The 25723-nt window shown below is 60.7% G+C and carries 22 protein-coding genes; 15 read left to right on the top strand and 7 right to left on the bottom strand.

Annotated elements, in window-relative coordinates:
- Positions 1-324: 324 nt before the first annotated feature.
- Positions 325-936 carry a TetR/AcrR family transcriptional regulator gene (locus JI59_RS21385; protein ID WP_052118024.1) on the bottom strand — a complete coding sequence of 204 codons (612 nt, stop codon included), beginning with the start codon at positions 934-936 and terminating at the stop codon, positions 325-327.
- 395 nt (positions 937-1331) lie between these two features.
- Here JI59_RS21385 and JI59_RS21380 point away from each other — a divergent pair, with 395 nt between their 5' ends.
- The 6 genes from JI59_RS21380 to JI59_RS21355 all read left to right on the top strand — a co-directional run bounded on the left by JI59_RS21380 (position 1332) and on the right by JI59_RS21355 (position 7609).
- Entirely contained in the window at positions 1332-2279 is a 948-nt protein-coding gene (locus JI59_RS21380) for a D-2-hydroxyacid dehydrogenase family protein (RefSeq protein ID WP_007014276.1), read from the top strand.
- 75 nt (positions 2280-2354) lie between these two features.
- A complete protein-coding gene (locus JI59_RS21375) occupies positions 2355-3572 on the top strand; it encodes an FAD-dependent oxidoreductase (RefSeq protein WP_039857764.1) in 1218 nt (405 codons plus the stop codon).
- 42 nt (positions 3573-3614) lie between these two features.
- Complete coding sequence (locus tag JI59_RS21370; RefSeq protein WP_007014278.1) at positions 3615-4466, top strand: fumarylacetoacetate hydrolase family protein; 852 nt, start codon at positions 3615-3617, stop codon at positions 4464-4466.
- An 18-nt stretch (positions 4467-4484) separates the two neighbouring features.
- Complete coding sequence (locus JI59_RS21365; protein ID WP_039857767.1) at positions 4485-6092, top strand: GMC family oxidoreductase; 1608 nt, start codon at positions 4485-4487, stop codon at positions 6090-6092.
- Positions 6093-6121: 29 nt separating this feature from the next.
- Positions 6122-6580 (top strand): cupin domain-containing protein, encoded by a 459-nt coding sequence (locus tag JI59_RS21360; protein ID WP_007014280.1) that lies wholly within the window; start codon positions 6122-6124, stop codon positions 6578-6580.
- A gap of 111 nt (positions 6581-6691) precedes the next feature.
- Positions 6692-7609: an MBL fold metallo-hydrolase gene (locus tag JI59_RS21355; protein WP_203226099.1), complete on the top strand. Its 918-nt coding sequence runs from the start codon at positions 6692-6694 to the stop codon at positions 7607-7609.
- A 52-nt stretch (positions 7610-7661) separates the two neighbouring features.
- On the opposite strand, the gene gcvA is transcribed toward JI59_RS21355, so the two are convergent.
- Positions 7662-8567, bottom strand: coding sequence for a transcriptional regulator GcvA (gcvA, locus tag JI59_RS21350; protein WP_007014282.1), 906 nt, complete (start codon positions 8565-8567; stop codon positions 7662-7664).
- Positions 8568-8818: 251 nt separating this feature from the next.
- Here gcvA and JI59_RS27170 point away from each other — a divergent pair, with 251 nt between their 5' ends.
- From JI59_RS27170 to JI59_RS21320, 6 genes are all read left to right on the top strand, one after another.
- Positions 8819-9049: an OB-fold domain-containing protein gene (locus JI59_RS27170; RefSeq protein WP_007014283.1), complete on the top strand. Its 231-nt coding sequence runs from the start codon at positions 8819-8821 to the stop codon at positions 9047-9049.
- 1 nt (position 9050) lies between these two features.
- A complete protein-coding gene (locus JI59_RS21340; protein ID WP_007014284.1) occupies positions 9051-10202 on the top strand; it encodes a thiolase family protein in 1152 nt (383 codons plus the stop codon).
- 3 nt (positions 10203-10205) lie between these two features.
- Positions 10206-10961, top strand: a complete 756-nt coding sequence (locus JI59_RS21335; protein ID WP_039857770.1) for an SDR family NAD(P)-dependent oxidoreductase — start codon at positions 10206-10208, stop codon at positions 10959-10961.
- Between the two features lies 1 nt (position 10962).
- On the top strand, positions 10963-11763 hold the full coding sequence (locus tag JI59_RS21330) for an enoyl-CoA hydratase/isomerase family protein (RefSeq protein WP_007014286.1): 801 nt from the start codon (positions 10963-10965) through the stop codon (positions 11761-11763).
- 2 nt (positions 11764-11765) lie between these two features.
- The gene (locus tag JI59_RS21325) at positions 11766-12944 is read left to right on the top strand and encodes a CaiB/BaiF CoA transferase family protein (protein ID WP_138921457.1); all 1179 of its coding nucleotides are present in this window, start codon (positions 11766-11768) and stop codon (positions 12942-12944) included.
- Positions 12945-13034: 90 nt separating this feature from the next.
- Positions 13035-14474 (top strand): NAD-dependent succinate-semialdehyde dehydrogenase, encoded by a 1440-nt coding sequence (locus tag JI59_RS21320; RefSeq protein ID WP_007014288.1) that lies wholly within the window; start codon positions 13035-13037, stop codon positions 14472-14474.
- Between the two features lie 85 nt (positions 14475-14559).
- Here JI59_RS21320 and JI59_RS21315 read toward each other — a convergent pair whose 3' ends face one another.
- Positions 14560-15036: an Lrp/AsnC family transcriptional regulator gene (locus JI59_RS21315; RefSeq protein WP_007014289.1), complete on the bottom strand. Its 477-nt coding sequence runs from the start codon at positions 15034-15036 to the stop codon at positions 14560-14562.
- A 136-nt stretch (positions 15037-15172) separates the two neighbouring features.
- On the opposite strand from JI59_RS21315, the gene JI59_RS21310 reads away from it, so the two are divergent.
- Together JI59_RS21310 and JI59_RS21305 are read left to right on the top strand one after the other, a co-directional pair.
- On the top strand, positions 15173-17515 hold the full coding sequence (locus tag JI59_RS21310) for a transketolase (RefSeq protein ID WP_007014290.1): 2343 nt from the start codon (positions 15173-15175) through the stop codon (positions 17513-17515).
- A gap of 2 nt (positions 17516-17517) precedes the next feature.
- The gene (locus JI59_RS21305) at positions 17518-18816 is read left to right on the top strand and encodes a dihydrolipoamide acetyltransferase family protein (RefSeq protein ID WP_007014291.1); all 1299 of its coding nucleotides are present in this window, start codon (positions 17518-17520) and stop codon (positions 18814-18816) included.
- Positions 18817-18916: 100 nt separating this feature from the next.
- Here the strand turns inward: JI59_RS21305 and JI59_RS21300 are convergent, their stop codons facing one another.
- The 4 genes from JI59_RS21300 to pdxR form a co-directional block, all read right to left on the bottom strand.
- Complete coding sequence (locus tag JI59_RS21300; protein ID WP_007014292.1) at positions 18917-19168, bottom strand: hypothetical protein; 252 nt, start codon at positions 19166-19168, stop codon at positions 18917-18919.
- 1206 nt (positions 19169-20374) lie between these two features.
- Positions 20375-21121: a sulfite exporter TauE/SafE family protein gene (locus JI59_RS21295; RefSeq protein ID WP_052118022.1), complete on the bottom strand. Its 747-nt coding sequence runs from the start codon at positions 21119-21121 to the stop codon at positions 20375-20377.
- Between the two features lie 9 nt (positions 21122-21130).
- Positions 21131-22633: an aldehyde dehydrogenase family protein gene (locus JI59_RS21290; RefSeq protein WP_007014294.1), complete on the bottom strand. Its 1503-nt coding sequence runs from the start codon at positions 22631-22633 to the stop codon at positions 21131-21133.
- 101 nt (positions 22634-22734) lie between these two features.
- Positions 22735-24249, bottom strand: coding sequence for a MocR-like pyridoxine biosynthesis transcription factor PdxR (gene pdxR, locus JI59_RS21285; protein WP_202946098.1), 1515 nt, complete (start codon positions 24247-24249; stop codon positions 22735-22737).
- An 80-nt stretch (positions 24250-24329) separates the two neighbouring features.
- Between pdxR and aptA the strand changes: the two genes are divergently transcribed.
- Positions 24330-25673, top strand: coding sequence for an omega-aminotransferase AptA (aptA, locus tag JI59_RS21280; protein ID WP_007014296.1), 1344 nt, complete (start codon positions 24330-24332; stop codon positions 25671-25673).
- Positions 25674-25723 lie beyond the last annotated feature (50 nt).

The raw sequence follows: 25723 nt of genomic DNA, 5'->3' as shown, positions 1-25723 counted from the left end.
GTATTGGCGGTTGGCTCAGGTTCAAAATGTCGGAGGCCTTCCGCGGGGGGGGGGGGGGGTAGCGGAGGGCACCGGGACTCAGCCGGTGGGAACCGGCCAGGCAGTTGCAGTCATCAGACTTCCTTTACAGTGGTGAGTTAGATGGATACGTTCTGTACTGCGTGGTATATATTGCAATGCGCAAATTCGTCAAGCGCATTGTGTACTGATCGGTAAATTATTCCTTTGGGACCGGCAAGCTTAACGTGAAAGGCGCTGCGCGCGGTCTCATGTCGGCCTGACCACAGAAGGGCCGGCAAAGGACTGTCTCCCCAATGGGGACGTTCAGCGTTTGGGCCAGATCGCCATGAACGTGTCGGCGATCGCATCCAGTTCCGCGCGGGTCGCGCCGACTTGCGCCTTTACCGACATGCCTTGCAGGACAGTCATCAGGAATTGCGCCAAGGCCCGTGGCTCGACGCTGTCCGGAAGGTCGCCTTCAGCTCTGGCTTGCTCGAAGCGTGAGGCCACGGCCTCCTCGGATGAAAGGCGCCGGGCCAGGACATCCTTGCGGATCGATTCAGCCTCGGTGGTGCAGGCCACCGAACTGATCACGCCGAGGCAACCCTGCGGATCGATGTCGCCGCAATGGGTCCTGACGGCACCGCGCAGCAAGCGGTCGGCAACTTCACGGGCCGTCGGCGCCTCAAGCGAGCTCTTGATGTAGCAGAGCTTGTCGCGCTCATAGAGATCGAGGGCTTTCTTGAAGAGGGCCTCCTTGTTGCCGAAGCAGGCGTAGAGGCTGGGCTTGGTGATCCCCATGGCCTCGGTGAGTTCGGCCATGGATGCCCCTTCATACCCGTGCTTCCAGAACACGCGAAGTGCGCTGGCCAGCGCTTCCTCGGGATCGAACTCCCGCGGGCGGCCGCGTGTTTTGGTTGAGGGTGAGCATTCCATACCGATTGGTACATAGTGACTGGCCCACCGCTCGTCCAGTCACGCTTTGGTTGCAATGGCGGGCGAGGGCAATGCATTGCCACTCTCTCGGCAGGGGATTACTGGCCGCTGCCGTCTCTCGGCAGAGGCATCGGGTCTTTCCTGCGCTGCCTGCAATTCCGGGTCTTGCCGAATGTCCGCCGTCTTGCGCGCGGGTGCGCGATGGCTTGACCAGCCAGGCGGGGGCTCGCCTGGTTCATACCGATCGTTGAGTCATTCTCAACACCGTGCCGCGAAAGTTGTCACATCGTCTCCTACGTGACGAAAACGCAACGTCGCTATACGCTAACTTCGGTTGCCGGCGCAGCGGCCAGCTGAGAGATAACGCGGCATACGGGACTTCTGGGGAGGACAAGTTGAAGATTGCTTTTCTCGACGACTTTCACTGCGCCTATGCCGAAACGGATGGCGTGAAAAGACTGAAGGAAATCGGCGAGGTTACGATCTTCACCGAGCCCCTCGCCGGACCTGAGGCGTTGCGGGGCTACGAAGCGATCGTGGCAACGCGCGAACGCACCAAGCTTACGGCAGACTATATTGCCCGTTTGCCCGATGCCCGGATCATCGCCCAGACAGGCAACCATGCCTACCATATTGACCTCGCCGCAGCGCAAGAGCGCGGATTGGTCATTGCCAAGGCGACCGGGGGCTTTTGCGGCGCCGCGGGCGAGCTGGCATTCGGACTGATGATGGCGATCATGCGTCAGATCCCGGCTACCGACCAGGCGATGCGCAGGGGTGAATGGCCCATGCCGATGACGCGCGTCCTGCGCGGCAAGACGCTCGGCATCGTCGGGCTGGGCAATATCGGCAAGTTCGTTGCGCGCATCGCGCAGGTCTTCGGAATGCGTGTGCTCGCATGGGGCTCGCGCCTGACTCCCGAAACTGCCGCGGCGGAAAATTGCGAATACCGTACGCTTGAGGCGCTCATGGCCGAAAGCGACGTGGTTTCCATTCATGCGACGCTCAGTCCGCAGACGACCGGAATGATAAGCCGGGAGTTGCTTGGCCTCATGAAGCCGACGGCTTATCTGGTGAATACGGCTCGCGGGGCCATTATCGACGAGGCGGCCCTGGTCGACGTTTTGCGGGCGGGGGGTATCGCCGGTGCCGCGCTGGACGTATTCGAAAGCGAGCCACTTGCTGAAGATCATCCGCTGCGCGGCCTGCCCAATACCGTGCTGACGCCCCATCTGGGCTGGCCGACCGATGAGATGTACGACCAGTTCGCTACCGCCGCGGCCGACGCGATCATCGACTTTGTCAACGGTCGCGATGTGCCGCAATTCCTGCCCGGGCATTGACCCACAGAAACAAGCGCGGCGGGCCTCGGCTCATCCTGCAAGGCAGCCGCTAAAACAGGTGAGAGGAAATCAGTCTTGGCTGATCCCATAATTATCATAGGGGCCGGGCCGACCGGTCTGACCACCGCATTGTCGCTTGGCATGGCGGACATTCCGGTGCTGGTGCTCGAAGCGGAGCAGCAGCTGACCCATGACTTGCGTGCAGGTGCGTTCCATCCTCCGACGATCGAGATGCTCGACCGCCTCGGCGCTGCTGAGCGGATGTTCGCAGCGGGCGGGCTACCGCATGCCCATTGGCAATTGCGGGACCGGGTAGAGGGCCTTGTGGCCGATTTCGACCTGAACCTGCTGGCAGACGAAACGCGCTTTCCATATCGCCTGCATCTGGAACAGCATCGCCTCACTCCGATCCTGCTGGATCTGATCCGGACGACCACGCCGTCAGTGGAGGTCCAGTTCGGGCAACGCGTTACGGCGGTTAATCCGGACAGCGACGGCGTCACCGTCGAAACGGCAAGCGACACGTTCCGGGGGCGCTACGCAATCGGATGCGAGGGCGTGCGAAGCGTCGTGCGCGAGGCAATGGGCGTCAATTACGAGGGCTTCACCTGGGAAGACCGCTACCTGGCGACCAGCACTTCCTATCAACTGCACGACCTGGGCTTCGCGGGCGCCGGATATATCTCCGACCCGGAGGCATGGGCGGCAGTATTCCACGTACCTGATACGGGCCCGCCCGGTATCTGGCGGATCGTCTACCCCATCGGCCCGGAGGTCGATGAAAAGCAGGAATTGCAGCCGGAAAACCTGCAGAAGAAGCTGTTCCACATCCTTGGCAGCGCAAACCCCGAACCCCCCGGCGGTGTATTCCCCCTGCATTACAATTCGATCTACCGCGTGCATCAGAGGGTTGCCACATGCTTTGCGCGGGATCGCCTGATCGTGGCGGGCGATGCTGCGCATGCCAACAACCCCCTTGGTGGCCTGGGTCTCAACAGCGGGATCCACGATGCGGTGAACATTTCGGCGAAACTTATCGAGATCTGGCATAACGGTGCCGATTCCGTCGAATTGTTCGATCGCTACGACCGGCAGCGGCGGCCAATTCATCACAAGCATATTCAGGCCATGAGCATTCGCAACAAGCGCATGCTGGAGGAGCGCGATCCTGTCGTGCGACGCCAGAATCTGGACGAGCAACGGGCCATTGCCGAAGATCCGGTTCGCGCCAGGGCCTATCTCATGGAAACTTCAATGATAAACTCGGTGCGCGAAGCCGCAGAAATCGAGTGAAAGTTTCCCTCACCGATACAATGAATTAGAGGAGCCGAAGCGGTGAAGATCTGTTATTTCAATGATGGGCGTCTTGGCGTCGTCGAAGGCGAAACGGTTTACGACGTTACGGACGTGCTCGAGAACCTGCCGCAGCATCGTCCGCCATTCCCCAGGCATGACGTGGTCATCGCCAATCTTGCCACGCTCCTGCCGAAAATGCGTGACGCTGCGGCGGACGCACCTCGGTTTGCCGTGTCTGACGTGCGTTTCGATCCGCCCGTCGGCAATCCCGGAAAGGTCCTCGGCGCCCCGGTCAATTACCTGGCCCACCAGCAGGAAGCGGAAGCCGACCCTTCGACTTTCGCCGAGGCGCAGGTCAGGCGCGTCGCGGAAATCGGCCTGTTTCTCAAGGCGACCAGTTCGGTGGTCGGCGTAAGCGAAGGCGTTACAGTCAGCTTTCCCGAGCGCCGTACCGACCACGAGGTCGAGCTTGCCGTGGTCATCGGCAAGCAAGGCCGGCACATTGCTGAAGCCGATGCCCTGGATCACGTGGCCGGTTACACGATCGGCCTCGACATGACGGTGCGCGGGCCGGAAGAGCGCTCGCTGCGCAAGTCGGTCGATTGCTATACGGTGCTGGGCCCCTGGATGGTGACGGCCGACGAATTCGGCGATCCTTCCAATGTCGCCCTGTCTCTGGAGGTCAATGGAGAAGCCCGCCAGGATTCGCGGACCAGCGAATTGCTCATGACGGTTCCCGGCCTGATCGCCTTCGCATCGCGCTTCTATACGCTCGAACCGGGAGACGTCATTATGACGGGAACGCCCGACGGTGTCGGTCCGGTAGTGCCCGGGGACGTCATGCAGGTGGCGATCGAGCGCGTTGGCCGCTTCGATGTTCCGGTCAAGTAAACCGGGCCGGAGGTGGAAATGCCAGCTTATGACTATATCATAGTCGGTGCCGGATCTGCCGGGTGTGTGCTGGCCAACCGGTTGAGTGCAGACCCGGCGGTCAGTGTCCTTCTCGTCGAAGCTGGACCGGAACCCAAGTCGCTGATGATCTCGATGCCGAAAGGCATCGGCAAGGTGCTGGGCGAGGACACTTATGTGCGCCGGTTCATGACCGAGAGCGCCGATCCTGCCCGCCACAATTCGCCGCCATGGCCGCGCGGACGTGTGGTTGGCGGAAGCAGCGCGGTGAATGGATCGCTCTACCTTCGCCCGCAGCCGGAAGACTTCGACGGCTGGGCCGCCAGCGGTCTGACGAACTGGAGCTGGGAGGCCATGGCGCCCTGCTTTCGCGCGCTGGAGGACCATGCCCTGGGCGCTGACGAACTGCGCGGTGCCGGTGGGCCGATGCATATCTCGCCCCACCCCTATCACAGCAGGCTCAGCGATGCGCTGATCGATGCCGGCGTTTCCATGGGGCTCGAACGCCGGGACGACATCAACCGGTTGGATATCGAGGGCGTGGGATACGTCAATCGCACGATCAAGAACGGCAGGCGCGTCACCGCAGCTTCGGCCTTCCTCGACCCCGTGCGCCATCGGCCCAACCTGCATATCGTCGTGGAGACTCTCGTCGAGAAAGTGCTGTTCAAGGGGGCGACGGCTTGCGGGATCCAGTGCCGCACGCCCTCGGGCCCGGCAACTTTCGAGACGACGGGGGACGTTATCCTCTGTGCCGGCACGATACAGTCGCCGCAGCTTCTGCAATTGTCGGGCATCGGCGATAGCCAGGTCCTCAAGGAGGCCGGCGTCGAACTGTTGCTTGAAAGAAGCGAAGTCGGTCAGAACCTGCGCGATCACTGGCTTTGTGCGCTGCAGTATCGCCTGAAGCAACCATTGAGCCACAATCTCCAGTTCTCGGGCTGGCGCCTCGTGAAGAACATGGTGCAATACATGCTTACCCATGGCGGCGTCATGGGGACAAGCGCGCACGAAGTGCACGGCAACTTCCGGACCCGTGAGGGGCTTGAGCGCGCAGACGCGCACTTCGTGGGCGGGTTGTTTTCCCGCGATCGCAGCGCGCCTCCGGGGGTTATCCGGTTCGAGACCGATCATGGCATCAATTTCGGGGTCTACCAGTTGCAGCCCGAAAGCCTCGGCTCGATCGGCATCACGTCTTCGGATCCGGCTGTCCAGCCGCACATTACCACGAACTTCCTCGCCACCGAGCACGACCGCCGTACCGCCGTCGACATGGTTCGGTTCATGCGCCGGATGTTCGATCAGCCAGCCCTGGCCCCTTACCTTGCGGAAGAGACCACGCCGGGCCGCGCGATCGACAGTGACGAGGCGATCGTCGATGCCACGCTTCGCAGCGGGAATCCGGTCTATCACGCGACAGGAACGTGCCGGATGGGCGCCGACCAGAATTCGGTGGTCGACAACGATCTCAAGGTGCGCGGCGTTGCCGGTTTGCGGGTCGTCGATTGCTCGGTCATGCCGACCATGGTTTCGGCCGGTACCAACGCCAGTGTCATGGCCATGGCCTGGCGCGCCGCCGATATCATTACGTCCAGACGTCGAGCTTGAGACCGGCGCCGTGAAGCAGAGGGTTGCCAATGCCTAAGATCGCGCTCGAGACCATACCGGCGAGCAACGGTACGCCGTATCCGGCCGAGTTCGCCGGACCGTTTGCGGGTCGCTGGACGCGCCGTGTCGGAAGCGCTGCGAAGTTCGAGGATTTCGGAGTAAGTCATGTGACGCTCGAACCGGGCGCGCAGTCATCGCAGCGGCACTGGCACGAGCAGGAAGACGAATTCGTGGTCGTGCTGTCCGGCACTGCGACGCTGGTTGACGATACGGGGCGCACTCTCATGGTTCCCGGTGACATGGCCGTCTTCCCCAAGAACGACGGTAACGGTCACATGCTGGTCAATGAAGGCGATCAGCCCTGTACGCTGGTGGCTGTGGGTGCACATGGTAGAGGCGATTGCCACTATCCGGATATCGATATGCATCTGTTCCACGGCAAAGGCTGGCGCCGAAAGGATGGAACGGAATTCCCCGAGCAGGAGTGATCGAACTTCATTGCGATATCACCCCGTGACAGAACGGCTCGAAAACAAGAGTCCCCAAAGGAGAGGAATATAATGCGCAAGGCCTTGCTTTCATTGCTTGCAGTTAGCGCCATGACACTTTCGTCAAATGGCTGGTGCAGCACTTTCGTGACACTGGGTACGCAAGGTGGCCCACTTTCCAGGCCGGACAGATCGCAGCCCGCCAATGCCCTGGTCCTCGACGATGGCTCCATCATCCTTGTCGATACCGGCGACGGGGCGGCCCAGCAGATGGCCAAGGCGGGCCTGCCGCTGGACAAGGTCCGTGCTGTATTTCTCAGCCACATGCATTTCGATCACACCGCAGGCGCGATGGGCATATTATCCCTGCATTATCAGAGCAATTTTCCGGAAGTGATAACGGTCTATGGACCTCCCGGCACGGTTGATTTCGTCAATGGCCTGCTCGAAGCCATGAAGCCCTTTGCCGCCGCCGGCTTCGGCGTTCCCGGTGAAAAGGTTGCAGATCCGCGCGACACGATCAAGGTCGTCGAGATCACCGATGGTTCAGTCGTTACGATCGGTGATGCGAAGGTCACTGCGGCGCAGAATACCCACTACACTTTCGCTCCCGGTAGCGAGCAGGATCGCAAGTACAAGTCGCTGGCCTTGCGCTTCGACCTACCTGACCGGTCGATCGTCTATACCGGTGATACCGGCCCTAGCACCAATGTCGAACGGCTTGCAAAAGGCGCAGACCTGCTTGTTTCAGAGGTCATCGACGTGCCGAAGATTGTCGCGATGATGAAGCAGCTGCGTCCCGACATCGATCCGCAGACGATGCAGCACCTCATCGAACATCAGGAAACGCAGCACATGCCTTATGAGGAAGTCGGCAAACTCGCGAAGGCTGCTGGCGTGAAGGCCGTAGCTCTGACGCACATCGTGCCCGGAACCGTGACGCCGGACGATGAGATCGCCTATCGCAAGCTGATTTCGCAATATTACGATGGACCGGTCGTCTTTTCCGAAGACCTGGACAAGTACTGAATTTAGGAAAGGCTTGCCGCACCGCTATCATCGCAGCGGTGCGGCAAACCGATTATTTCTCGTCGGTCGCGTGCGTCGACGCGATTTCAGCCTCGAGCCATTCCCGAAACTTGCGAAACGAGGGATTGCGCGTCCGGTTCTTGGGATAGACCAGGTAATAGGTGAAATCGCCCATGTTGAGGACCTCGGGCAAAGGCCTGACCAGCCGCCCGGCTGCAAGATCCGACTGGATCAACCCCAATTGCGCGATGGCGATCCCGTGGCCTTCCATGGACGCCTGGTAGGCGAGGGCCGAGCTCGCATATTTGAAGCCGGAGAAAGGATCGATCGAGGGGTTGCCGTGCTTCTCGTTCCACTGCTGCCAATCGTGCGCTCGCACGGTGGAGTGCAGCAAGGTCTTGCCGGCAAGATCCGCAACACACGAAATCGGGTGTTCTTCGAGGTACGCGGGGCTGCAAACCGGCGTCAGGCAATTGTCCATCAGGCGTTCGACCGCCAGGTCGGGCCAGTCACCGTCGCCGAGACGGACGGCGGCATCGACGCTCTCGCGCTCGAAGTCGACAGGATCGTTCGAGGTCGTGATCCGGATCTCGACATCCGGGTTCATTTCCTGGAAATTGCCGATGCGCGGAATCAGCCAGCGCATCGCGAAAGTCATGTAGCTTCTGATTCTCAGGACCTGCCCGACCTGCGGTCCGCAAAGATACTCCGTCGCATCGCGGATTTCATCCAGACAACGGCTGATCGTGGCAAGATACTGCTCACCTTCTGCGGTCAGCACGATCTCGCGGGGGTCGCGGCGGAACATCTGCTGGCCCAGGAATATTTCAAGGCTCTGCACCTGTCTGCTGACGGCGCCGGGCGTGACATTCAGTTCTTCGGCCGCGCGTCTGATGGACCGCAATCTGCCGGCAGCCTCAAAGGCCCGCAAAGCATTCAGAGGAGGCAATCTTTTCATGGCTCGGCGCTTAAGTTGCAGTTGAGGTTTAGTCAACTATCCCCAGCCGATATACCGCTTTATCCGGCGGTTTGCTTCACTTTATCATCGTACCATCAAATCCAATTCCGTCGATCAGAGTGGGGCGGAAAATACGGGAGGATGGTTTGCCTGACATCGTCAGCTGTTCGCGGTCCAGATCGAGTGGGAAACTTGTATTTCCCCGCATTCCTGAAGGAAGTGCAGTCGAAGGTCTGTTTGAGCCGGCGCAAGTGCCGAACGAAGCGGTGCTCTACAGCTACACCACGATCCACCCCAATCCCAAGACAGGCGAGTCGCCGTTCTCGCTCGGCTATGCCGACTTCCAGGGTGAGCTGAGGGTTTTCGGCAAGCTCGATCTCGGGCCCGACGAGCGGCCTGAAGTGGGCATGGCGCTGCGCCTGGAGCCGCAGGCGGACACGCAGTCCGGTCCCGAATACCTTCTAGTTCCCACGAAAGTCTGAGATGACGAAAGAAATCTACATAGCCGGGGCGGCTATGACGCCATTCGCGCGGCACACGACGCGCTCGATGCAGGATCTGGTGCAGAACGCTGTCCTCGATGCCTTGGCCGACGCGGAAGTGACGGCTGGCGAGATCGAAGCGATGTACAACGCCAACGTCTATGGCGGCATGGTCCTGGGACAAGTACTCGTCCGCGATCTCGGGATTACCGGGCCGCCACTCTATAACGTCGAGAACGCTTGCGCGAGCGGCGCAACCGCGGTGCATCTGGCCCGTCAGGCGCTGCAGCTCGGCCTTTACGAGACGGTGCTGGTCTGGGGCGTGGAGATGCTCACGGCTCTGGGCGGCGGCACGATTCCGCTGCAACGCAACGATTACAAGACCGACCTTTACGCCAAGGCAGGCATGACCCTGCCCACGGTCTATGCGATGCGCGGCACCCGCTATCTGCATGAACGCGGCGAACCGGCGGATACGCTCGGCATGATTGCTGTGAAGAACCGGGCACACGGCGCGCGAAATCCCCTTGCACAGCAGCAGAAGGAGGTCACCCTCGAAGAGGTCATGGCATCGCGGCCGGTAGCCGAACCCTTGACCCTCCTGCAGTGCTGCCCCTCGATGGTCGACGGTGCGGCCGCCCTGGTGCTGACAACCAAGCGGCCCACCCATGGACGACCGGCGACGCGTATCCTGGCTTCGGCAGTGCAGTCGGGCCATATCGAGGAAGGCTGCGACGACATTCTTGACGCAGAGATCACGGCGCGCACGGCGCGGCTTGCCTATGAGCAGGCCGGGCTCGGGCCCGAAGCGGTGAACGTCGTCGAACTGCACGATGCCTTCACCATCGCCGAACTGCTTTACTACGAAGCGCTGGGGCTGTGCGCACCAGGTGAAAGCGGCGCTTTCTTGCGTTCGGGCGCTACGGCCCTAGGGGGGCGCGTGCCTGTCAATCCCAGCGGCGGCCTGCTGGCGAAAGGACACCCGTTGGGCGCTACCGGCGTGGCGCAAATGGTCGAGGTTGCCTGGCAGCTCGAAGGCCGCGCGCACGGCAGACAGGTTGAGAACGCGCGCATCGGGCTGACGCAATGCACCGGGGGCGGGATCGCCGGGGTCGATCATGCCGCATCCGCCGTCCATCTCCTGGGGCTCTGACTTATGACTGACTCATCGGTGGCGCTGGTAACCGGCGGCGCGCAGGGTATTGGCTACGGAATCGCCGAAACGCTGGCACGCAACGGTCATGACATTGCAATTCTCGATCTCAATCGGGAGGCGGCTGAAGTTGCTGTCGCGAGGCTCGCAGAGGTGGCCCCCGGCGTGCGCGCCGTCGCGGCCATCGGCGATGTCACGCGCCGTGAAGACGTCGAAGCCGCCATCGGACAGGTGACGGCGCAACTCGGTCCGGTGAATGTGCTGGTCAACAATGCCGGCGTCGTTCGTGACAAGCGGCTGGAAAAAATGGAAGACGAGGACTGGGATCTCGTCATCGCAACCAATCTGCGCTCCCAGTTCCTTACCTGTCGCGCCGTGCTGCCGGGCATGGCCCAGCGGGGCTTCGGACGGGTCATCAATATCTCTTCGCGGGCATGGCTGGGCGGATTCGGCCAGGCGAATTACTCCGCTGCAAAAGGCGCAGTAGTCAGTCTTACGCGCAGTCTGGCCATTGAATATGCGGCTAAAGGCGTAACCGTGAACGCCATCGCTCCCGGCATCATCGAGACGCCTTTGTTCAAGAACTTCAAGGATGAAGTCCAGGATCGGCTGAAGGCGAGCGTTCCGATGAAGCGCATCGGGCTGCCGGAAGATGTTGCTCAGGCCGTCCTGTTCTTCGCGGCTCCGGCCAGTTCCTACGTGACCGGACAACTCCTCTACGTCTGCGGTGGACGCAGCCTGTCGAGCCCGAGTGTCTGAGATGGCTCTGGATCACACCATTGCCGATGGCGTTGCCACGATTTCCTTCAATCGTCCCGAGGCGCTCAACGCGCTGGACATCGCCACGCAATCTGCGCTGAGAGATCTGCTCGTCGAGTTGCGCGACAACGACGAGGTTCGCGTCATCGTCCTTACCGGGGTCGGCGACAGGGCCTTTTGCGTGGGTTCGGATCTCAAGAACACGCCAGCGAGCGATGCGCTTTATGCGCGCGCGTGGACGGCCGCGGATCGGCAGGCGACCGAGCTTGGCGCCTACGTGCGCCTGCTCAATTTCGACACGTTGCGGATCTGGAAGCCGATGATCGCCGCGATCAACGGTTATTGCATGGGCGGCGGGCTTGAAATCGCGATGCAATGCGATCTGCGTGTCGCTGCGCAAAGCGCATCGTTCGCGCTGCCCGAGGTGAAAGTAGGCAGCGTCGCCGGCATTTGCGGTCCCTTGCTGTTGCGGCTGGTACCGCAGGCTCACGCCATGAAGATGCTCCTGACCGGTGGCCGCATCGACGCGGTGGAGGCCGCGCGGATCGGATTGGTGAGCGACGTCTGGGCAGACGCCGATCTGGCAGGCAAGGCCCATGAGCTGGCGCTTCAGATTGCCGGCAACGCCCCCCTGTCGGTCACCGCGACCAAGCGGCTCGCCCGCAAGACCGAAGTTGTCGATCGCGCTGCCGTATTCGATCAGACCGAGGAGGTCTTCGGCATGCTCAAGCATAGCGAGGACCGGATAGAGGGGCGCAAGGCCTTTGCCGAAAAGCGCCCCGCGAAATTCAAGGGACGGTAAGCATGTCCAGTGATAACAAGCCCGGGCCGCCCCAGGAGAACCCGCTAGTCGGTGCCATGGCCGGCATCCGCGTCATAGACTTCTCGCAGATCGCTGCAGGCCCACTCTGCTCGATGCTGCTTGCGGACTTGGGGGCCGTGGTCATCAAGGTCGAGCCGCCCAGCGGAGACATCGCTCGCGGATTGGGACCGCCATTTGCGAATGGGGAGAGTGTTCTGCATCTCTCGCTCAATCGCAACAAGTACAGCATCACGGCCGATCTCAAGGATGCCGAGGATCGCGAACGGGTCATGCGCCTGGTCGCAGATGCCGATGTTGTCATCGAAGGCTACCGTCCCGGGGTGGCGCAGCGTCTCGGCCTGAGCTTTGACGACGTGCGCAAGATCAATCCTGATGCGGTGTATTGCTCAATCTCGGCTTTCGGTCAGCACGGTCCCTGGTCGCGCAAGGCGGGCGTGGACGGGGTCATTCAGGCCGTATCCGGTCTCATGAGCATTACAGGGGATGCCGATTCCCCGCCGAGCAAGGTCCAGACGCCGATCGTCGACATGTCTGCCGGCCTGCAGGCCACCGTTGCCATCCTTGCGGCTCTTGCCAAGCGCGACAAGGGGGAAGGCGTCGGTCACATCGACATCAATCTTTTCTCCAGCGCCCTGATAATGCAGCAGATCACGTTGACGTCCTATCTGATGTCATCGGAATTGCCGCTGCGAACAGGTAGCGGAGCGCCTTATGCCACGCCGAACGAGGCATATCGCACAGCCGATGGGTACATTCTCGTGGCGGCCTATCAGAAAGCCCACTGGCCATCGTTCTGCAGGATCATCGAACGGCCCGAGCTTTTCGATGCTCCCGAATATGCCGATCTGGCAACCCGACTGGAAAATCGGGAGCAACTTACCGCGCAGATCAATGCAGCGCTGATGAAGCATCCGACAGCATATTGGCTCGAACAATTCGATGACGCCGGCCTGATCTGCGCGCCCATCGCCGATTACGAGATGGTTTCGCAGCTTGAGCAACTGGACGAATTGCGCGCAATTGTTACTTGCGACCATGCCAAGGCCGGAGCGCTTTCCATGATCGGCTTTGCGATCGGCGGGGCGTCTCCGCCTGTGCGGCTTACCCCGCCGCTCCTCGGCGAACACAATGGCATCGCGCAATGGCCTGAAGCCAATTAAGCGATAGAACCGGCATTGGCCCTTCTGCGGGCGAGGCCTATCATACAAAGTCGCAGTCCAAGGCTGCAGCAACAATAAAGGTCGGACGAAATGACATCGGACGCAACATATCCATCCCTGGCGCTCCATATCGACGGGGAGTGGATCGGGCAGGGCAACCGCGCGATCCACAATGTCGTCAATCCGGCGACCGGCGGCACGCTCGCGGAGCTGCCGCTGGTATCCGCGGATGATCTCGACCGCGCATTGGATGCAGCCGAACGCGGGTTTGCCGTTTGGCGCAGGACTGACGCTGCCACGCGTGCCCAGGTACTGAAGACGGCTGCGGGGCTGATCCGCGAGCGCGCCGACCACATTGCCCGGATCGCCACGCTCGAGGAAGGCAAGACCTTCGGCGAGGCCCGGATAGAGGCCCAGGTCGCGGCCAATCTGTTCGAATTCTACGCGGAAGAGTGCAAGCGCACTTATGGCCGCGTACTGGTCCGTCCGACCGGCAGTCGCTCGATCGTCGTCAAGGAACCGGTGGGCGTAGTGGCCGCCTTCGCCCCGTGGAATTTCCCGATCGGCAATCCGGCCCGCAAGTTCGGCGCCCCAATTGCCGCAGGCTGTTCGGTCATACTCAAGCCAGCAGAAGAATCTCCCGGCGCAGCCATCGAAATCCTCAAGGCCCTTCTCGATGCCGGGCTGCCCACAGGAGTCGCCCAGCTCGTATTCGGTGAGCCGGACCAGGTATCGCGGCACCTGCTGGCGAGCCCCATCGTGCGCAAGCTCAGCTTCACCGGCTCGATCCCGGTCGGCAAGCATCTTCTCAAGCTTGCGGCAGACACCGTCAAGCGCACGACGATGGAACTAGGCGGTCACGCCCCGGTGATCGTCTTCGACGATGCCGATCTGGACCAGGCGGTGCAGATGCTGGCGATGGCAAAGAGCCGCAATTGCGGTCAGGTTTGCGTTTCGCCTACGCGCTTCTTCGTGCAGGAAGGGATCTACGATCGCTTCCGTGACGCGTTCGCCGAGCGGTTCGGCGCCTTGAAGATCGGCAACGGCCTGCATGACGGCGTTCAGATGGGACCGATGGCGAACCCTCGTCGTCCTGCGGCGATGGCACGGCTGATCGAAGACGCCGTATCGAACGGCGCCCGTTTGATCACCGGCGGTGAAGCAATTGGCGATGAGGGGTTCTTCTGGCAGCCGACGGTTCTGGCTGACGTTCCGGGAACTGCCCGGATCATGAACGAGGAGCCTTTCGGACCCATTGCTTCGCTCACCCCATTTGCGACGCTCGATGAAGTTGTCGAGCGCGCCAACAGTCTGCCGATGGGGCTGGCTGGTTACGCCTTCACGCAATCGGCGAAGCGAGCAATGCTGATCGGCGATGCGCTGGAAGTGGGAATGGTCGGCATAAATGTCGCAACTACTGCCGCTGCCGACGCGCCCTTCGGCGGGGTAAAGGAAAGCGGTCATGGCGCCGAGGATGGCCCCGAAGGTCTGGACGCCTGCCTCGTCACCAAGGCGATCCATCAGCAATAAGAGGCGTTTCGCAGCCGGGACAGCACTTGCGCTGCGAAGATGCAGCCCCGTGCTGATTCCGGTGTGAAGCACGGCTGTGCGTGGCTTATTCGCGGGCCGTGTGGATGGGCAGGGCCGTCTTGTAGACGACTGGCCTAAGCGCGAAGCTGGTCGTCAGTTGGGACACGCCGGCAATCCGGGTCAGCTTGTGGCGCAGAAAATCCTCGAAAGCGCGCAAATCGTCGACGATGACGCGTAATTGATAGTCGGCATCGCCTGTCATCAGGTAGCATTCCATCACTTCCGGAATGTCCGCCACGGCTTCTTCGAATATCGAAAGGTGGCGATCATCCTGTTGATCCAGGCGTACCCGGACGAAAGCGGTTACGCCCAGTCCGACGCGTTCCGGATTCACGAGCGCCACATATTGCGTGATGACCTCATCGGTTTCCAGCTGCTTGAGGCGGCGAAGGCATGGGCTGGGAGAAAGGCCGACGCGCTCCGACAGATCCTGGTTGGTCATCCGGCCATTGGCTTGCAATTCCATCAGAATGCGCCGGTCGATGTCGTCGAGTTTTTCCATTGGATGATTCTGCCTGTGTTGTAGATATAAATACAAATAGATGCCAATTTATCGCTACTTCAAGCATGAAATTGGCGGGACATGCCCCGGCGATTCACGATAAATGCTTCCGCGATCTTGAGTGGGAGTCTATTTGATGACAGCGACGATTGCCCGGGACGAGGAAACCCTGGTCAGTTCTCTCCAGCTTCTGGATACGCGCCTGCGCTGGTTGTCCTCGTGGATGATCCACAATGCCAATCATATCCGCGAGAAGGTCGATGGTCTGAAGGTCGGCGGCCATCAGGCCAGCTGCGCTTCGATGACTGCGATCATGTCGGCCCTCTACTTCCATGCCCTGCGTCCGCAGGACAAGGTAGCGGTCAAGCCGCATGCCGGGCCGGTCCTCCACGCCATTCATTACCTGTTGGGTAATCAGTCTCGAGAGCTGATGGAGCGGTTTCGCGGGCTGGGCGGCGTTCAGAGCTATCCGAGCCGCACCAAGGATACGGTCCCCGTCGATTTCTCGACTGGCTCGGTTGGCCTGGGCGTTGCCATCACCGCCTTCTCCTCGCTGGTGCAGGATTACCTGATCGCGCACGGGCAGGTGAAGGAAGAGGACGCGGGCCGGATGATCGCTCTCATGGGCGATGCCGAACTCGACGAAGGCAATATCTACGAATGCCTTATCGAGGGATACAAGCACGACTTGCGCAACTGCTGGTGGATCGTCGACTACAACCGCCAGTCGCTCGATGCGACGACGGCCGACCGCATGTTCCGCCGCTTCGATGACATCTTCGAGACCTGCGGCTGGCGGGTCGTTACCCTCAAGTACGGCAAGCTGCAGCAGGAGGCCTTCCGCAGGCCCGGCGGCAAGGCGCTGGAAGAGTGGATCGACAGCTGCCCCAATGCCGAGTTCTCGGCCTTGACCTACCAGGGCGGGGCGGCCTGGCGCGAACGGCTGCTGACCGACATCGGCAGGAAGGCCCATGTCCGCAAGCTGCTCGACAGTTTCGACGACGATGCCCTTGCCCGGCTCATGACCAACCTGGGTGGGCATTGCATCGAGACGCTGATCGAAGCTTTCGATGCCGCGGACGACGACAAGCCGACGCTGTTCATCGCCTATACCGTCAAGGGTTTCGGCCTGCCGCTCGCCGGGCACAAGGACAACCATTCAGGCATGATGAACCCGGCGCAGATGGAGCAGCTGCGCACCGGCCTCGGCATAGAGGAAGGGCAGGAATGGGAAGCCTGGGGCGGGCTTGGCGACAATGTCGCTGCGCAGCTCAAGGCTTTCGTCGAGGCGAGCCCGCTGGCCCGCAAGGCGGCGGAAGCCACGGCCCCTGCCGTCCCGATCCCGGCGAGGCTTCCCGTGCCTGACGGCGCCGAGCAATCGACCCAGGCGGCCTTTGGCAAGATTCTGCTCGACCTGGCCAAGTCGGGCGAGGAACTGGCCGACCGGATTGTGACTACCGCGCCCGACGTGACCCAGACGACCAACCTGGGCGCCTTCGTTAACCAGCGTGGTCTGTTTCGCAGGCAGGAGCTGGCCGACGTGTTCCACAAGGCGAAGATCCCTTCGGCGCAGAAGTGGGCGCAGCATGCCGCGGGCCAGCACATCGAGCTGGGCATTGCCGAGAACAACTTCTTCATCATGCTGGCCGCGCTTGGCCTGTCCGCACCACACTTCGGTACGCGGCTGATGCCGGTCGGGACGGTCTATGATCCCTTCATCGCCCGCGGGCTCGATGCACTGAACTACGGTTGCTATCAGGATTCGCGTTTCCTGCTCGTCGGAACGCCCTCGGGCATCACGCTCGCGGCGGAAGGGGGCGCCCACCAGTCGATCAACACGCCGCTGATCGGCATGGGCCAGCCCAACCTGACCTGCTTCGAGCCGGCCTTTGCCGATGAACTGACCGCGATGATGCGCTGGTCCTTCGAGCACATGCAGCAGCCTGAAGGCAGCTCGGTGTACTTGCGCCTGTCTACCCGTTCGATCCCGCAGGTCGTGCGCGAGGACGATACCTGGGAGGCCGATGCGCTCAAGGGCGGCTACTGGCTGCGCAAGCCTGCACCAGGGGCCGAGGCGGCCATCGTGTTCTCGGGCGTTGTCGCGCCAGAGGCACTGGCCGCGTGGGAGCAGCTGGCCGACGACATTCCGGGGCTCGGCCTGCTCAACGTGACTTCGCCCGATCTGCTGCATCGCGGCTGGTCGGCCCAGCGCGCGGCGCGGTGGACAGGGCAGGAGGCAAAACCGTGCCATGCCGCCAGCTTGCTGGCGGAGTTGTCGCCCGGGGCAGGGCTCATCACTGTGCTCGATGGCGCGCCAGCAGCGCTCTCCTGGCTGGGCGGCGTTTCGGGCATGCAGGTCAGTCCGCTGGGCATCGACCGCTTCGGGCAGACCGGCAACCTGCCTGACCTCTATCGCACTTACCGGCTGGACGCCGACGCCATCGTCGAAGCCGCCGCCGAACTCTTCCTGGGGGACTGACCATGGCCACTGAACTCAAGATGCCGGCGCTCTCGCCGACGATGGAGAAGGGCAATCTTGCCAGGTGGCTGGTGTCGGTAGGCGACAGCATCAAGGCCGGCGACATGATCGCCGAGATCGAGACCGACAAGGCCACGATGGAGTTCGAGGCCGCCGACGACGGCCGCATCGCCGAACTGGTCATCCCGGCAGGCACCGAGGATGTCGCGGTCGGCACCGTCATCGCGCGTCTTGCAAGCGAGGATGAAGGGATTGCTGTGCCCGTCGCCGCGAAGGCAGAGCTCGTCACCGAGACCGCAGTCGCAGCCCCGGCAGTGCGCGAACCGGAGGTGGTAGTGAAAACGCCAGCCTCGGTTCCACAAACTTCGGCGCCGATCCAAGCTGGTGCACCGCTCGAGCTTGACGCCAATGCCAAGGCAACTCCGCTGGCTCGGCGCATCGCTGCGGCTAAAGGTATCTCGCTAGCCGGCATTACGGCGAGCGGTCCGCGTGGTAAGATCGTCAAGTCCGATCTCGGCATTCCATCTCTAATTCGGCCAATCGCTGCGCCACCTGCGGCAGCACCCATCACAGTCCCTGCAGCTTCCGCCATTGCGCCGCCACCTGCAGGCGTACCGGTTGAGACGGTCAGGCTGACCGGCATGCGCAAGACAATCGCGCGGCGGCTGAGCGAGAGCAAGCAGACGGTTCCGCATTTCTACCTGACCGCCCGCTGCAACCTCGACCCGCTGTTCAAGCTGCGCGGCGAGCTCAACGCCGGTCTCGAACATCGTGGCATCAAGCTCAGCGTCAATGACATGCTGATCAAGGCAATGGCGCTTGCGCTCATCGAAGTGCCCGATGCCAATGTCCAGTTTGCGGGCGATGAATTGCATCGCTTCGGCCGGGCTGACATCGCCATGGCGGTCGCAATAGATGGCGGGCTCGTCACGCCGGTGATCAAGGGCGCTGATACGCTATCGCTGTCCGGCATCGCCACCACCGCAAAGGCGCTCGCAAGCAAGGCGCGCGAAGGCAAGCTGACGCCAGAGGACTATCAGGGCGGCACCGCCTCGATCTCCAATCTCGGGATGTTTGGCATCGACGAGATGTTCCCCGTCATCAATCCGCCCCAGGCCCTGATCCTGGGCATCGGGGCGGGCATTGAACAACCGTGGCAGGTCGATGGCGCAATAGGCCTTGCCACCATTATGGCGGCAACCGGCAGCTTCGATCATCGCGCCATCGACGGAGCAGTCGCAGCCCAGTTCATGGCGGCCTTTCGCGAACTCCTGGAGGTGCCGCTTCGAATTGTGGGGTAAAACCGCGCAATCGGCTCTGTCGCTTTCGCCTGCGAAGGGGATGGGTAGTTCGGTCCCCTTCGCTGGTTGCCGTGGGCAATAGCATCATGTCCGGCGATGCTCAGTCGAAAAGGCCGTCCTTGAGCGCGTCTTCGAAATGATCGACCCAGCGCATTCCGATGCCGCCGATTGTTTCAAGCCGCTTGCCGGTTGGCTCATAAGTCGCGCGCACTTCGTATCGGACGGTGAACATGCCATCGCCTTCCGATTCGGGCGGCAAATATTCCATCTCGAAGACGAAGTCCTCCGGCTTGCGGCCCGCATGGGTAATGCGCCCGCGGGCATCGGTTAGCTCTTTCTGGTAAAGTTCCATCTTCTCTCCCCTTGTCAGCCGTCATTTCCGTGACGTCGATCCAGACGGTTTGGTGGCATGCTAAGATAATTGCGGCCTGGTGAGGCGGGGCAATGTCGTGTCTCTCGGCATCGGTCCCGAAGCTGCGCGGCTCCGTTCACCCATCGCGTTCTTCCGGCTCCTCCTTCACCATCCCAAGGCGGCCCGCCGCCGAGACTAGGGTCAGGACCCATTGATATGAGAGGCGCGATGTGATTCAAGCTCTTGATTCGGACGTTCTGCTGATTGAGCAACGAGGGCGCGATGGATCACTCGGGATCTTTCGAGTGGACGAGCCGCTTACGCGACTGGGCGGCCTTGGGATCACCATGACGCATTCGCCTGCATCGAGGTCCAGTCATCAGCCTGAATCATCAAGAATCTGGGATCAAACATCTAGTATGTCAACGGCGGAGCAAAGACCTGCCACGGAGCGGAGTAAAAGCCGGCCTCCCTTGTGCGCCAGTAAGACCCACGGGAGGTGTGCCTGGCATGGGCACTGGATTGGAGGTGAGAGTTCTTTTCGGGGCGAGTCGGAGGCAACTGTATGAGACCGGGATCGCAAGATGTTGGTGTGTAGCCGCGAGGCCGTGTGGGGAAGAACCGCAGCATCAAACGAAAGTGAACCCCTGAGCAGGCTGTTTCGGTAGGGTGAGCGTACCTTCGACCGCGACGCCCAAAATCCAACCGAGGCCGGGGCAGTAATGGGGGCGGGCGCGGCGGGACATCCAGTGCACCTTACCAGGGGAGGTCTGCATGGGTCCGCGTAAGCGGTAGACCTGAAGGAGGCGATGACGACGGGATGACGCAAATGCAGAAGTCGGATCTCCCCATAGTAGCGAGGAGGCCGGTGAAAGCCGGCAAAGCAATGGAGGAGATGGAGAGGCGGGCGGAATCGATATCAAGTGGCAAGTGATTGATTTAGAGTTTCTTTTGGCTTGCGTTCTCTGTCGAAGGCCACGTCACAATCCACGGGGAACTATTCCTTTGAAATCTCATGCCTATATTTCAGCTGCGGCCGCTCGCCCGCTTCTCGAACGCACGGCGACCATGTTTTAATAAAGATGTAACTTTAGAATATAATGCGGTGTGTTAAATGTCATTTTAAATGAAATATTATAAATCAATATAATCAAATTGTCTTTCATTGATCTTTATGATTATGTTGTAAAAATATTTACGCTGTTATTAATAAAATGCTGCCACAAGGCTCGTCATTGCAATCAACCCCAACGCTACGAATGCAGCTTTGCGGAACACAGCCTCTGCAGACCTATTGAATAATGTGCTTCCTAGCCATGTGCCCAAAACCATCGAGGGCACAAGCAAGGCTGCCTGTATGGCAATTGTCGTTGTGAACAGTCCGGCGATCGCGCCCGACGTCAATCCGATGAGCCCCGTCATGAGGAAGATCAGGATCATTGAGGCCCTGGCCTGTTTGGGTGGTGTGGGGCGGGAGAGAAAATAGGCGATGACTGGCGGTCCCGACATGGCGCAAAGACCACCCAAGAGTCCCGCCAACAGTCCAGTCCCTAGCGAGAGCCAGTGATTGGGCCGGCCGCCCAACTGAAACCCAGTTCGAAACGAGGCTAGCCCGCCAAGTGACACGAGCGCGATCACTACGCGGGCGACGTCGGCGGGGATGATTGCGAGTAACCAGACGCCAAATGGCGTAGCGACGGCAGCAGCAAGACCAATCCACCAAGTGGCGCTGCGATCATGCTCTTCCAATGTGGTCTGCAGGCCAACAAGACTTGAGCCGACCTGCAATAGCAGTACGGTTGGGACTACTTGTGCAGGTGGCAGTAGCAGCGCCAGCAACGGGGTTGCTGCCAAGGCAAAGCCAAAGCCAGTGAATCCGCGCAACACGGCGGCCAAGAAGACCATTGTGCTGGTAGAAACCAGAGTGAGCAGTTCGATGCCGCCTATCGCCATGGTCCTGCCTCAACCGGCAAATACGATGGTCTTCTTGCGACTGAAGTGCTCCAGCATCGCTTCAAGCGAGGCTTCCTTGCCAAGGCCAGATTTTCCAAAACCTCCATAGCTGAGGTTGGGTTGGATAGTCAGGTTCTGGTTGACCTGCACATAGCCGGCATTGAGCCTCCGTGTGGCATCGAGCGCTTTTGTAAGGTCGTTGGTCCATACGCTGGCGGCAAGGCCAAACTCGCTGTCGTTGGCAGCCTTCAGGACATCCTCGTAATCATTCCACGGGACCACGCAGGCGATCGGGCCGAAGATTTCCTCACGCATCAGTGGGCTATCCTCGGGAACGTCGGCGACAAGCATCGGCAGGGCAAAGAGGGCGGGATCGAGGTTCTTATCATCCGGAACTGTGCCGCAAACGATCATGCGTACGTTCGGCGTCTCCTGACCAAGCCTGACAAAATGTTCGATGCGGTCCATTTGGTCGCGCGAAATGATGGTGCCAATATCAGTCGCCTCGTCCAATGGATTACCGATCTTCAGCTTACGCACTGCTGCGGCAAGGCTTTCGAGAAATGCTTCGTAGATCGTCTCGTGGACGTAAATGCGACTGGCAGCGGTGCAGCTCTGGCCCTGGCGGGTGAAGCGCATGCCTGCAATGGCACCGGCTACCGCTTTGGCAAGATCTGCGTCGGACATCACGATCATCGGACTTTTGCCGCCCAGTTCCAGCGATACCGGGATCAGCTTTTGTGCCGCGCTCGCGTAGATCGTCTCGCCGACCGGCTGAGAACCAGTGAAGGTCACCTTGGCGACAAGGGGGTGCTCAACCAATGGCTGCCCGCAATCGGGGCCAAAACCATGCACTACGTTGAGCACTCCAGCCGGAAGTTCTTCGGCAAGTACGCGGGCTGCCATCAAGGTGGCAAGCGGTGCTTCCTCGGCGGTCTTCACGACGACCGTGTTACCTGCGACAAGAGCAGGCGCGATCTTGAGCATCATTAGTACCAGTGGAACATTCCACGGCAGGATCGCTGCGACCACGCCGAGTGGCTCGCGCACGGTGATCGAGAGCAAGTCGGGCCGAAATGGTAGCGTTTCGCCCTTCAGTTCCGAGCCAAGCCCGCCGTAGAATGATCCGATGTCGGCAGCAGTCATCACTTCCGGACGGCATTCGGTGCGGATCGCCTTGCCGGTTTCCAAAGCCAGCAATCGTGCGATCACCTCGACCTTCTCAATCATGCGTGAAGCGCCTCGCGCCAGTTTGGCGCCGCGCTCGCGCGCAGGCACGGCAGCCCATGCCTGACGGGCCTTGGCAGCGGCAGCCACTGCCCTTTCTACATCATGCACATCACCGAGAGCGGCGCTGCCGACTTCGACGCCCGTGGCAGGATTGATGACGGCAAACGTCCTACCACTGATTGCCGAAACAATTTGCCCCTCGATGAGGTGGCCGCCAGCGAAAGTCTGCGTTTCCTCAGGCCCGGCGGGTTGAATCAGGTCTGCATTGTCGGCGATCATCATCGGCGTAACCTCCTATTGGTTACGCCTCACTGCCTCGTATTGGAACCATTGGCGTAGGGCCAGTTAGCGCATTCCCGTGGGCCACTCGACGGGTTTGGTGATCAACTTGCGATCGCTTGCGCAAGCAGTCGCACACCAGGTTCGATCCGGGCTTCGGGGATGACCGAATAGCCGAGGCGGATATGCGAGCGTCCTGTGCTGCGGTCGGCGAAGAAGACATCACCAGGTTCGTATAACAGACCTTCGCTGCGCCATTGCCGCACCGCGGCAGCTGCGTCAAACGCTTCCGGTGCTTGAAGCCAAATACACGAACCGCCGGTAGCGTAGCGGAACTTGGCAGAGGGGACATAATGGTTGAGGGCATCGCCCAGAATCTGCGCGCGTTGACGGTAAAGTCCTGTCAGGCGGCGGATAAGCGGTTCATAGTGGCCAAGAGAGAGGAACAGCGCGATGGCGCGTTGATTGTTGAGTGGAGGGTGGCGCACCATTAATCGGCGCAGGGCCCGCAATTCGCGGATCAGGCGCGCATCGGCTACGACGAAGCCTAAACGCAACCCAGGTGCCAGGATCTTGGACAGACTGCTAACATAAATCACCTGCCCACTTTCATCAAAGCTCTTGAGAGCAGGCTGCGGCGCAAGGTCGAAGCTCGTCTCGCTATCGTAGTCATCTTCGATCAGTACTGTGCCGGACTCTCGCGCATAGTCGAGCAATTGGTGTCGCCGCGCCTGCGGCATTGTTACGGTTGTCGGGCATTGGTGGCTTGGGGTGACGTGGACGTAGTCGCAGCCAGCAAGGTTTGGCTGCAGCATCAAGCCGTGTTCATCGACCGGCAGCGGCTGGACGCGGGCGCCCTTTATGCGGGCAATGTTGCGCATGTCTGGATAGCCGGGATCTTCGAGGCCAAGGACCGTTGTGTCGCAAAACAGCGCTTCAGAAAGCAGGAACAGTGCGTGCTGCGCGCCCAGCGTGACCATGATCTCCGACTTGTCTGCCCAGATGCCGCGTCGGGGAAGAATGCGGGTCCTGATCTGTTCAATCAGTAACGGATCGTCCTCGTCTATCGTGTCCCGTCCCCAGTCACTCAGTTCCAGCACGCCCAGCGCCTGACGACAGCATTGGCGCCAGGCGTTGATAGGGAAAACTGAGGAATCAAACTGTCCGTACAAGAACGGGTATTTATAGGACTGCCAATTTGTCGGCTTCTCAATGCTGCGATAGCGAGAGGATTGTGAACGCAAACGCGCATCCCAGTCCATTGCCGCAACGGTCGCTGCTTTCTCGCGCACATCGACATTCGGTGCCACGCGCCGTTCTTGCCCTTGCGCCGAAACCACAAAACCGCTGCGTTCGCGTGCGACAAGGAAACCATCGTCGACCAGTTGCTGATAAGAGAGAATGACAGTGTTGCGCGAAACCTTCAGCTCTGTGGCCAGCTTCCGGCTTGACGGAAGCGGCGTGCCTGGCAGCAGCGTTCCATCGAGAATGGAATCTACGATCCTGCTACGGATCTGGAATTGCAGCGTCCGAGCGCTGTCATCCTCAATGCCGATTAAAGGCGCCCACATTAGCGGATCGGATCGTTGGCGTCGCCTTTTGGCAGATTGATCGGGCATGTCGATGCGTCCTCTTTCACATCTGTACCCATCGTTTTGTTGCAAACTGGAACTACAAATGCTGCGCTGCACAACCAATCATGCTTGCCATGGATACGCAAGCAACGATTTCCGGAGACCGGCCGGACTTTTCGAACCACTGGATGCCGTTCACGGCGAACAGGGACTTTCATAGGGAACCCAAGATGCTCTGCCGAGCGCAGGGTTGCCATTACTATGGTGAGCGGGGTCAGCAGATTCTCGATGGGTGCTCAGGCCTTTTCACCACGCCAGCCGGGCACGCGCGGGCCGAGATAGCCGATGCCGTGCGCGACCAGCTGCTGACGCTTGACTATGCCCCCAGTTTCACACGCGGCCATCCGCAGTCGTTCAGGCTGGCATCGAGCATCGCCGATTTGACGCCGGAGGGCATGGACCGCATTTTCTTCGGCAATTCCGGCTCGGAAGCGGTGGAAACCGCACTCAAAGTGGCACTGGCCTATCATCGGGCACGCGGAGAAGGTGGGCGTGACCTGTTCGTCTCTCGTGAGCGTGCCTATCACGGCGTGAACTTTGGCGGCATCGCGCTATCAGGTATGGTACCGAACCGCCGCGCTTTTGGACCAGCCGGGCCGCGTGTCGTGCACATGCGGCACACCTGGCTGGAACAGAATCGCGGCACGATGGGCCAACCTGTCCACGGCTCCGAACTGGCCGATGATCTGGAACGCCTGGTTGCACTTCATGGAGCCGAGAACATTGCGGCTTGTGTAGTTGAGCCGATTGCCGGCTCGACTGGGGTACTGGTGCCGCCGCAGGGCTACCTCGAACGGTTGCGCGAACTTTGCACACGCTACGGCATCCTGCTGATCTTCGACGAAGTTATCACGGGCTTTGGCCGCCTCGGCCACAATTATGCAGCACAGGCCTTTGGCGTTACGCCGGACATCATAACCATGGCAAAAGCAATCACCAACGGTGCCCAGCCGATGGCGGCGGTGGCGGTTTCTCGCGAGATTCACGACACCATCGTCGATGCGGCACCGGAAGGGCAAGTGGAGTTCTTCCACGGCTACACTTTCTCGGCCCACCCGGCGAGCTGTGCGGCAGCCCTTGCCACGCTCAACATCTATCGCAACGAGAGCCTGTTCGATCGTGCACGACAGATGTCTGCCCATTTCCTTGAACGGATTGCATCCTTGCAGGACCTTGAACTCGTAACCGACGTGCGCGGTTACGGCCTGCTTGCAGGGGTAGATCTGGCACCATTGGAACGTCCTGGCCTTCGCGGCCATATCGCCCAAAAGCGGATGTTCGATGCCGGGCTGCATCTGAAAACAACGGGTGACGCCGCCATCATCGCTCCGGCCTTCATTATGGAGACCGAGCAGATCGACACTCTGATTGACACTTTGCGCGGAGTGCTCGTCGAACTCGCCGATTGATCAACGTTCAGGCGCGGATCGCACGAATGGGGGTTGCCTTGATACACGAT

The organism is Novosphingobium pentaromativorans US6-1 (assembly GCF_000767465.1).
In the GTDB taxonomy this organism is placed as follows: Bacteria; Pseudomonadota; Alphaproteobacteria; order Sphingomonadales; family Sphingomonadaceae; genus Novosphingobium; species Novosphingobium pentaromativorans.
This window is presented reverse-complemented; position numbering and strand designations above follow the sequence as displayed.

What these genes read in the sequence shown, in the direction of transcription:
- JI59_RS21310 (WP_007014290.1), top strand. Translation starts at nt 15,173, where the DNA reads ATGACAGCGACGATTGCCCGGGACGAGGAAACCCTGGTCAGTTCTCTC.
- pdxR (WP_202946098.1), bottom strand. Translation starts at nt 24,249, where the DNA reads ATGCCCGATCAATCTGCCAAAAGGCGACGCCAACGATCCGATCCGCTA.
- JI59_RS21340 (WP_007014284.1), top strand. Translation starts at nt 9,051, where the DNA reads ATGACGAAAGAAATCTACATAGCCGGGGCGGCTATGACGCCATTCGCG.
- JI59_RS21335 (WP_039857770.1), top strand. Translation starts at nt 10,206, where the DNA reads ATGACTGACTCATCGGTGGCGCTGGTAACCGGCGGCGCGCAGGGTATT.
- JI59_RS21305 (WP_007014291.1), top strand. Translation starts at nt 17,518, where the DNA reads ATGGCCACTGAACTCAAGATGCCGGCGCTCTCGCCGACGATGGAGAAG.
- JI59_RS21330 (WP_007014286.1), top strand. Translation starts at nt 10,963, where the DNA reads ATGGCTCTGGATCACACCATTGCCGATGGCGTTGCCACGATTTCCTTC.
- aptA (WP_007014296.1), top strand. Translation starts at nt 24,330, where the DNA reads ATGCTTGCCATGGATACGCAAGCAACGATTTCCGGAGACCGGCCGGAC.
- JI59_RS21320 (WP_007014288.1), top strand. Translation starts at nt 13,035, where the DNA reads ATGACATCGGACGCAACATATCCATCCCTGGCGCTCCATATCGACGGG.
- JI59_RS21290 (WP_007014294.1), bottom strand. Translation starts at nt 22,633, where the DNA reads ATGATGATCGCCGACAATGCAGACCTGATTCAACCCGCCGGGCCTGAG.
- JI59_RS21325 (WP_138921457.1), top strand. Translation starts at nt 11,766, where the DNA reads ATGTCCAGTGATAACAAGCCCGGGCCGCCCCAGGAGAACCCGCTAGTC.
- JI59_RS21355 (WP_203226099.1), top strand. Translation starts at nt 6,692, where the DNA reads ATGACACTTTCGTCAAATGGCTGGTGCAGCACTTTCGTGACACTGGGT.
- JI59_RS21360 (WP_007014280.1), top strand. Translation starts at nt 6,122, where the DNA reads ATGCCTAAGATCGCGCTCGAGACCATACCGGCGAGCAACGGTACGCCG.
- JI59_RS21365 (WP_039857767.1), top strand. Translation starts at nt 4,485, where the DNA reads ATGCCAGCTTATGACTATATCATAGTCGGTGCCGGATCTGCCGGGTGT.
- gcvA (WP_007014282.1), bottom strand. Translation starts at nt 8,567, where the DNA reads ATGAAAAGATTGCCTCCTCTGAATGCTTTGCGGGCCTTTGAGGCTGCC.
- JI59_RS21315 (WP_007014289.1), bottom strand. Translation starts at nt 15,036, where the DNA reads ATGGAAAAACTCGACGACATCGACCGGCGCATTCTGATGGAATTGCAA.
- JI59_RS21300 (WP_007014292.1), bottom strand. Translation starts at nt 19,168, where the DNA reads ATGGAACTTTACCAGAAAGAGCTAACCGATGCCCGCGGGCGCATTACC.
- JI59_RS21385 (WP_052118024.1), bottom strand. Translation starts at nt 936, where the DNA reads ATGGAATGCTCACCCTCAACCAAAACACGCGGCCGCCCGCGGGAGTTC.
- JI59_RS21295 (WP_052118022.1), bottom strand. Translation starts at nt 21,121, where the DNA reads ATGGCGATAGGCGGCATCGAACTGCTCACTCTGGTTTCTACCAGCACA.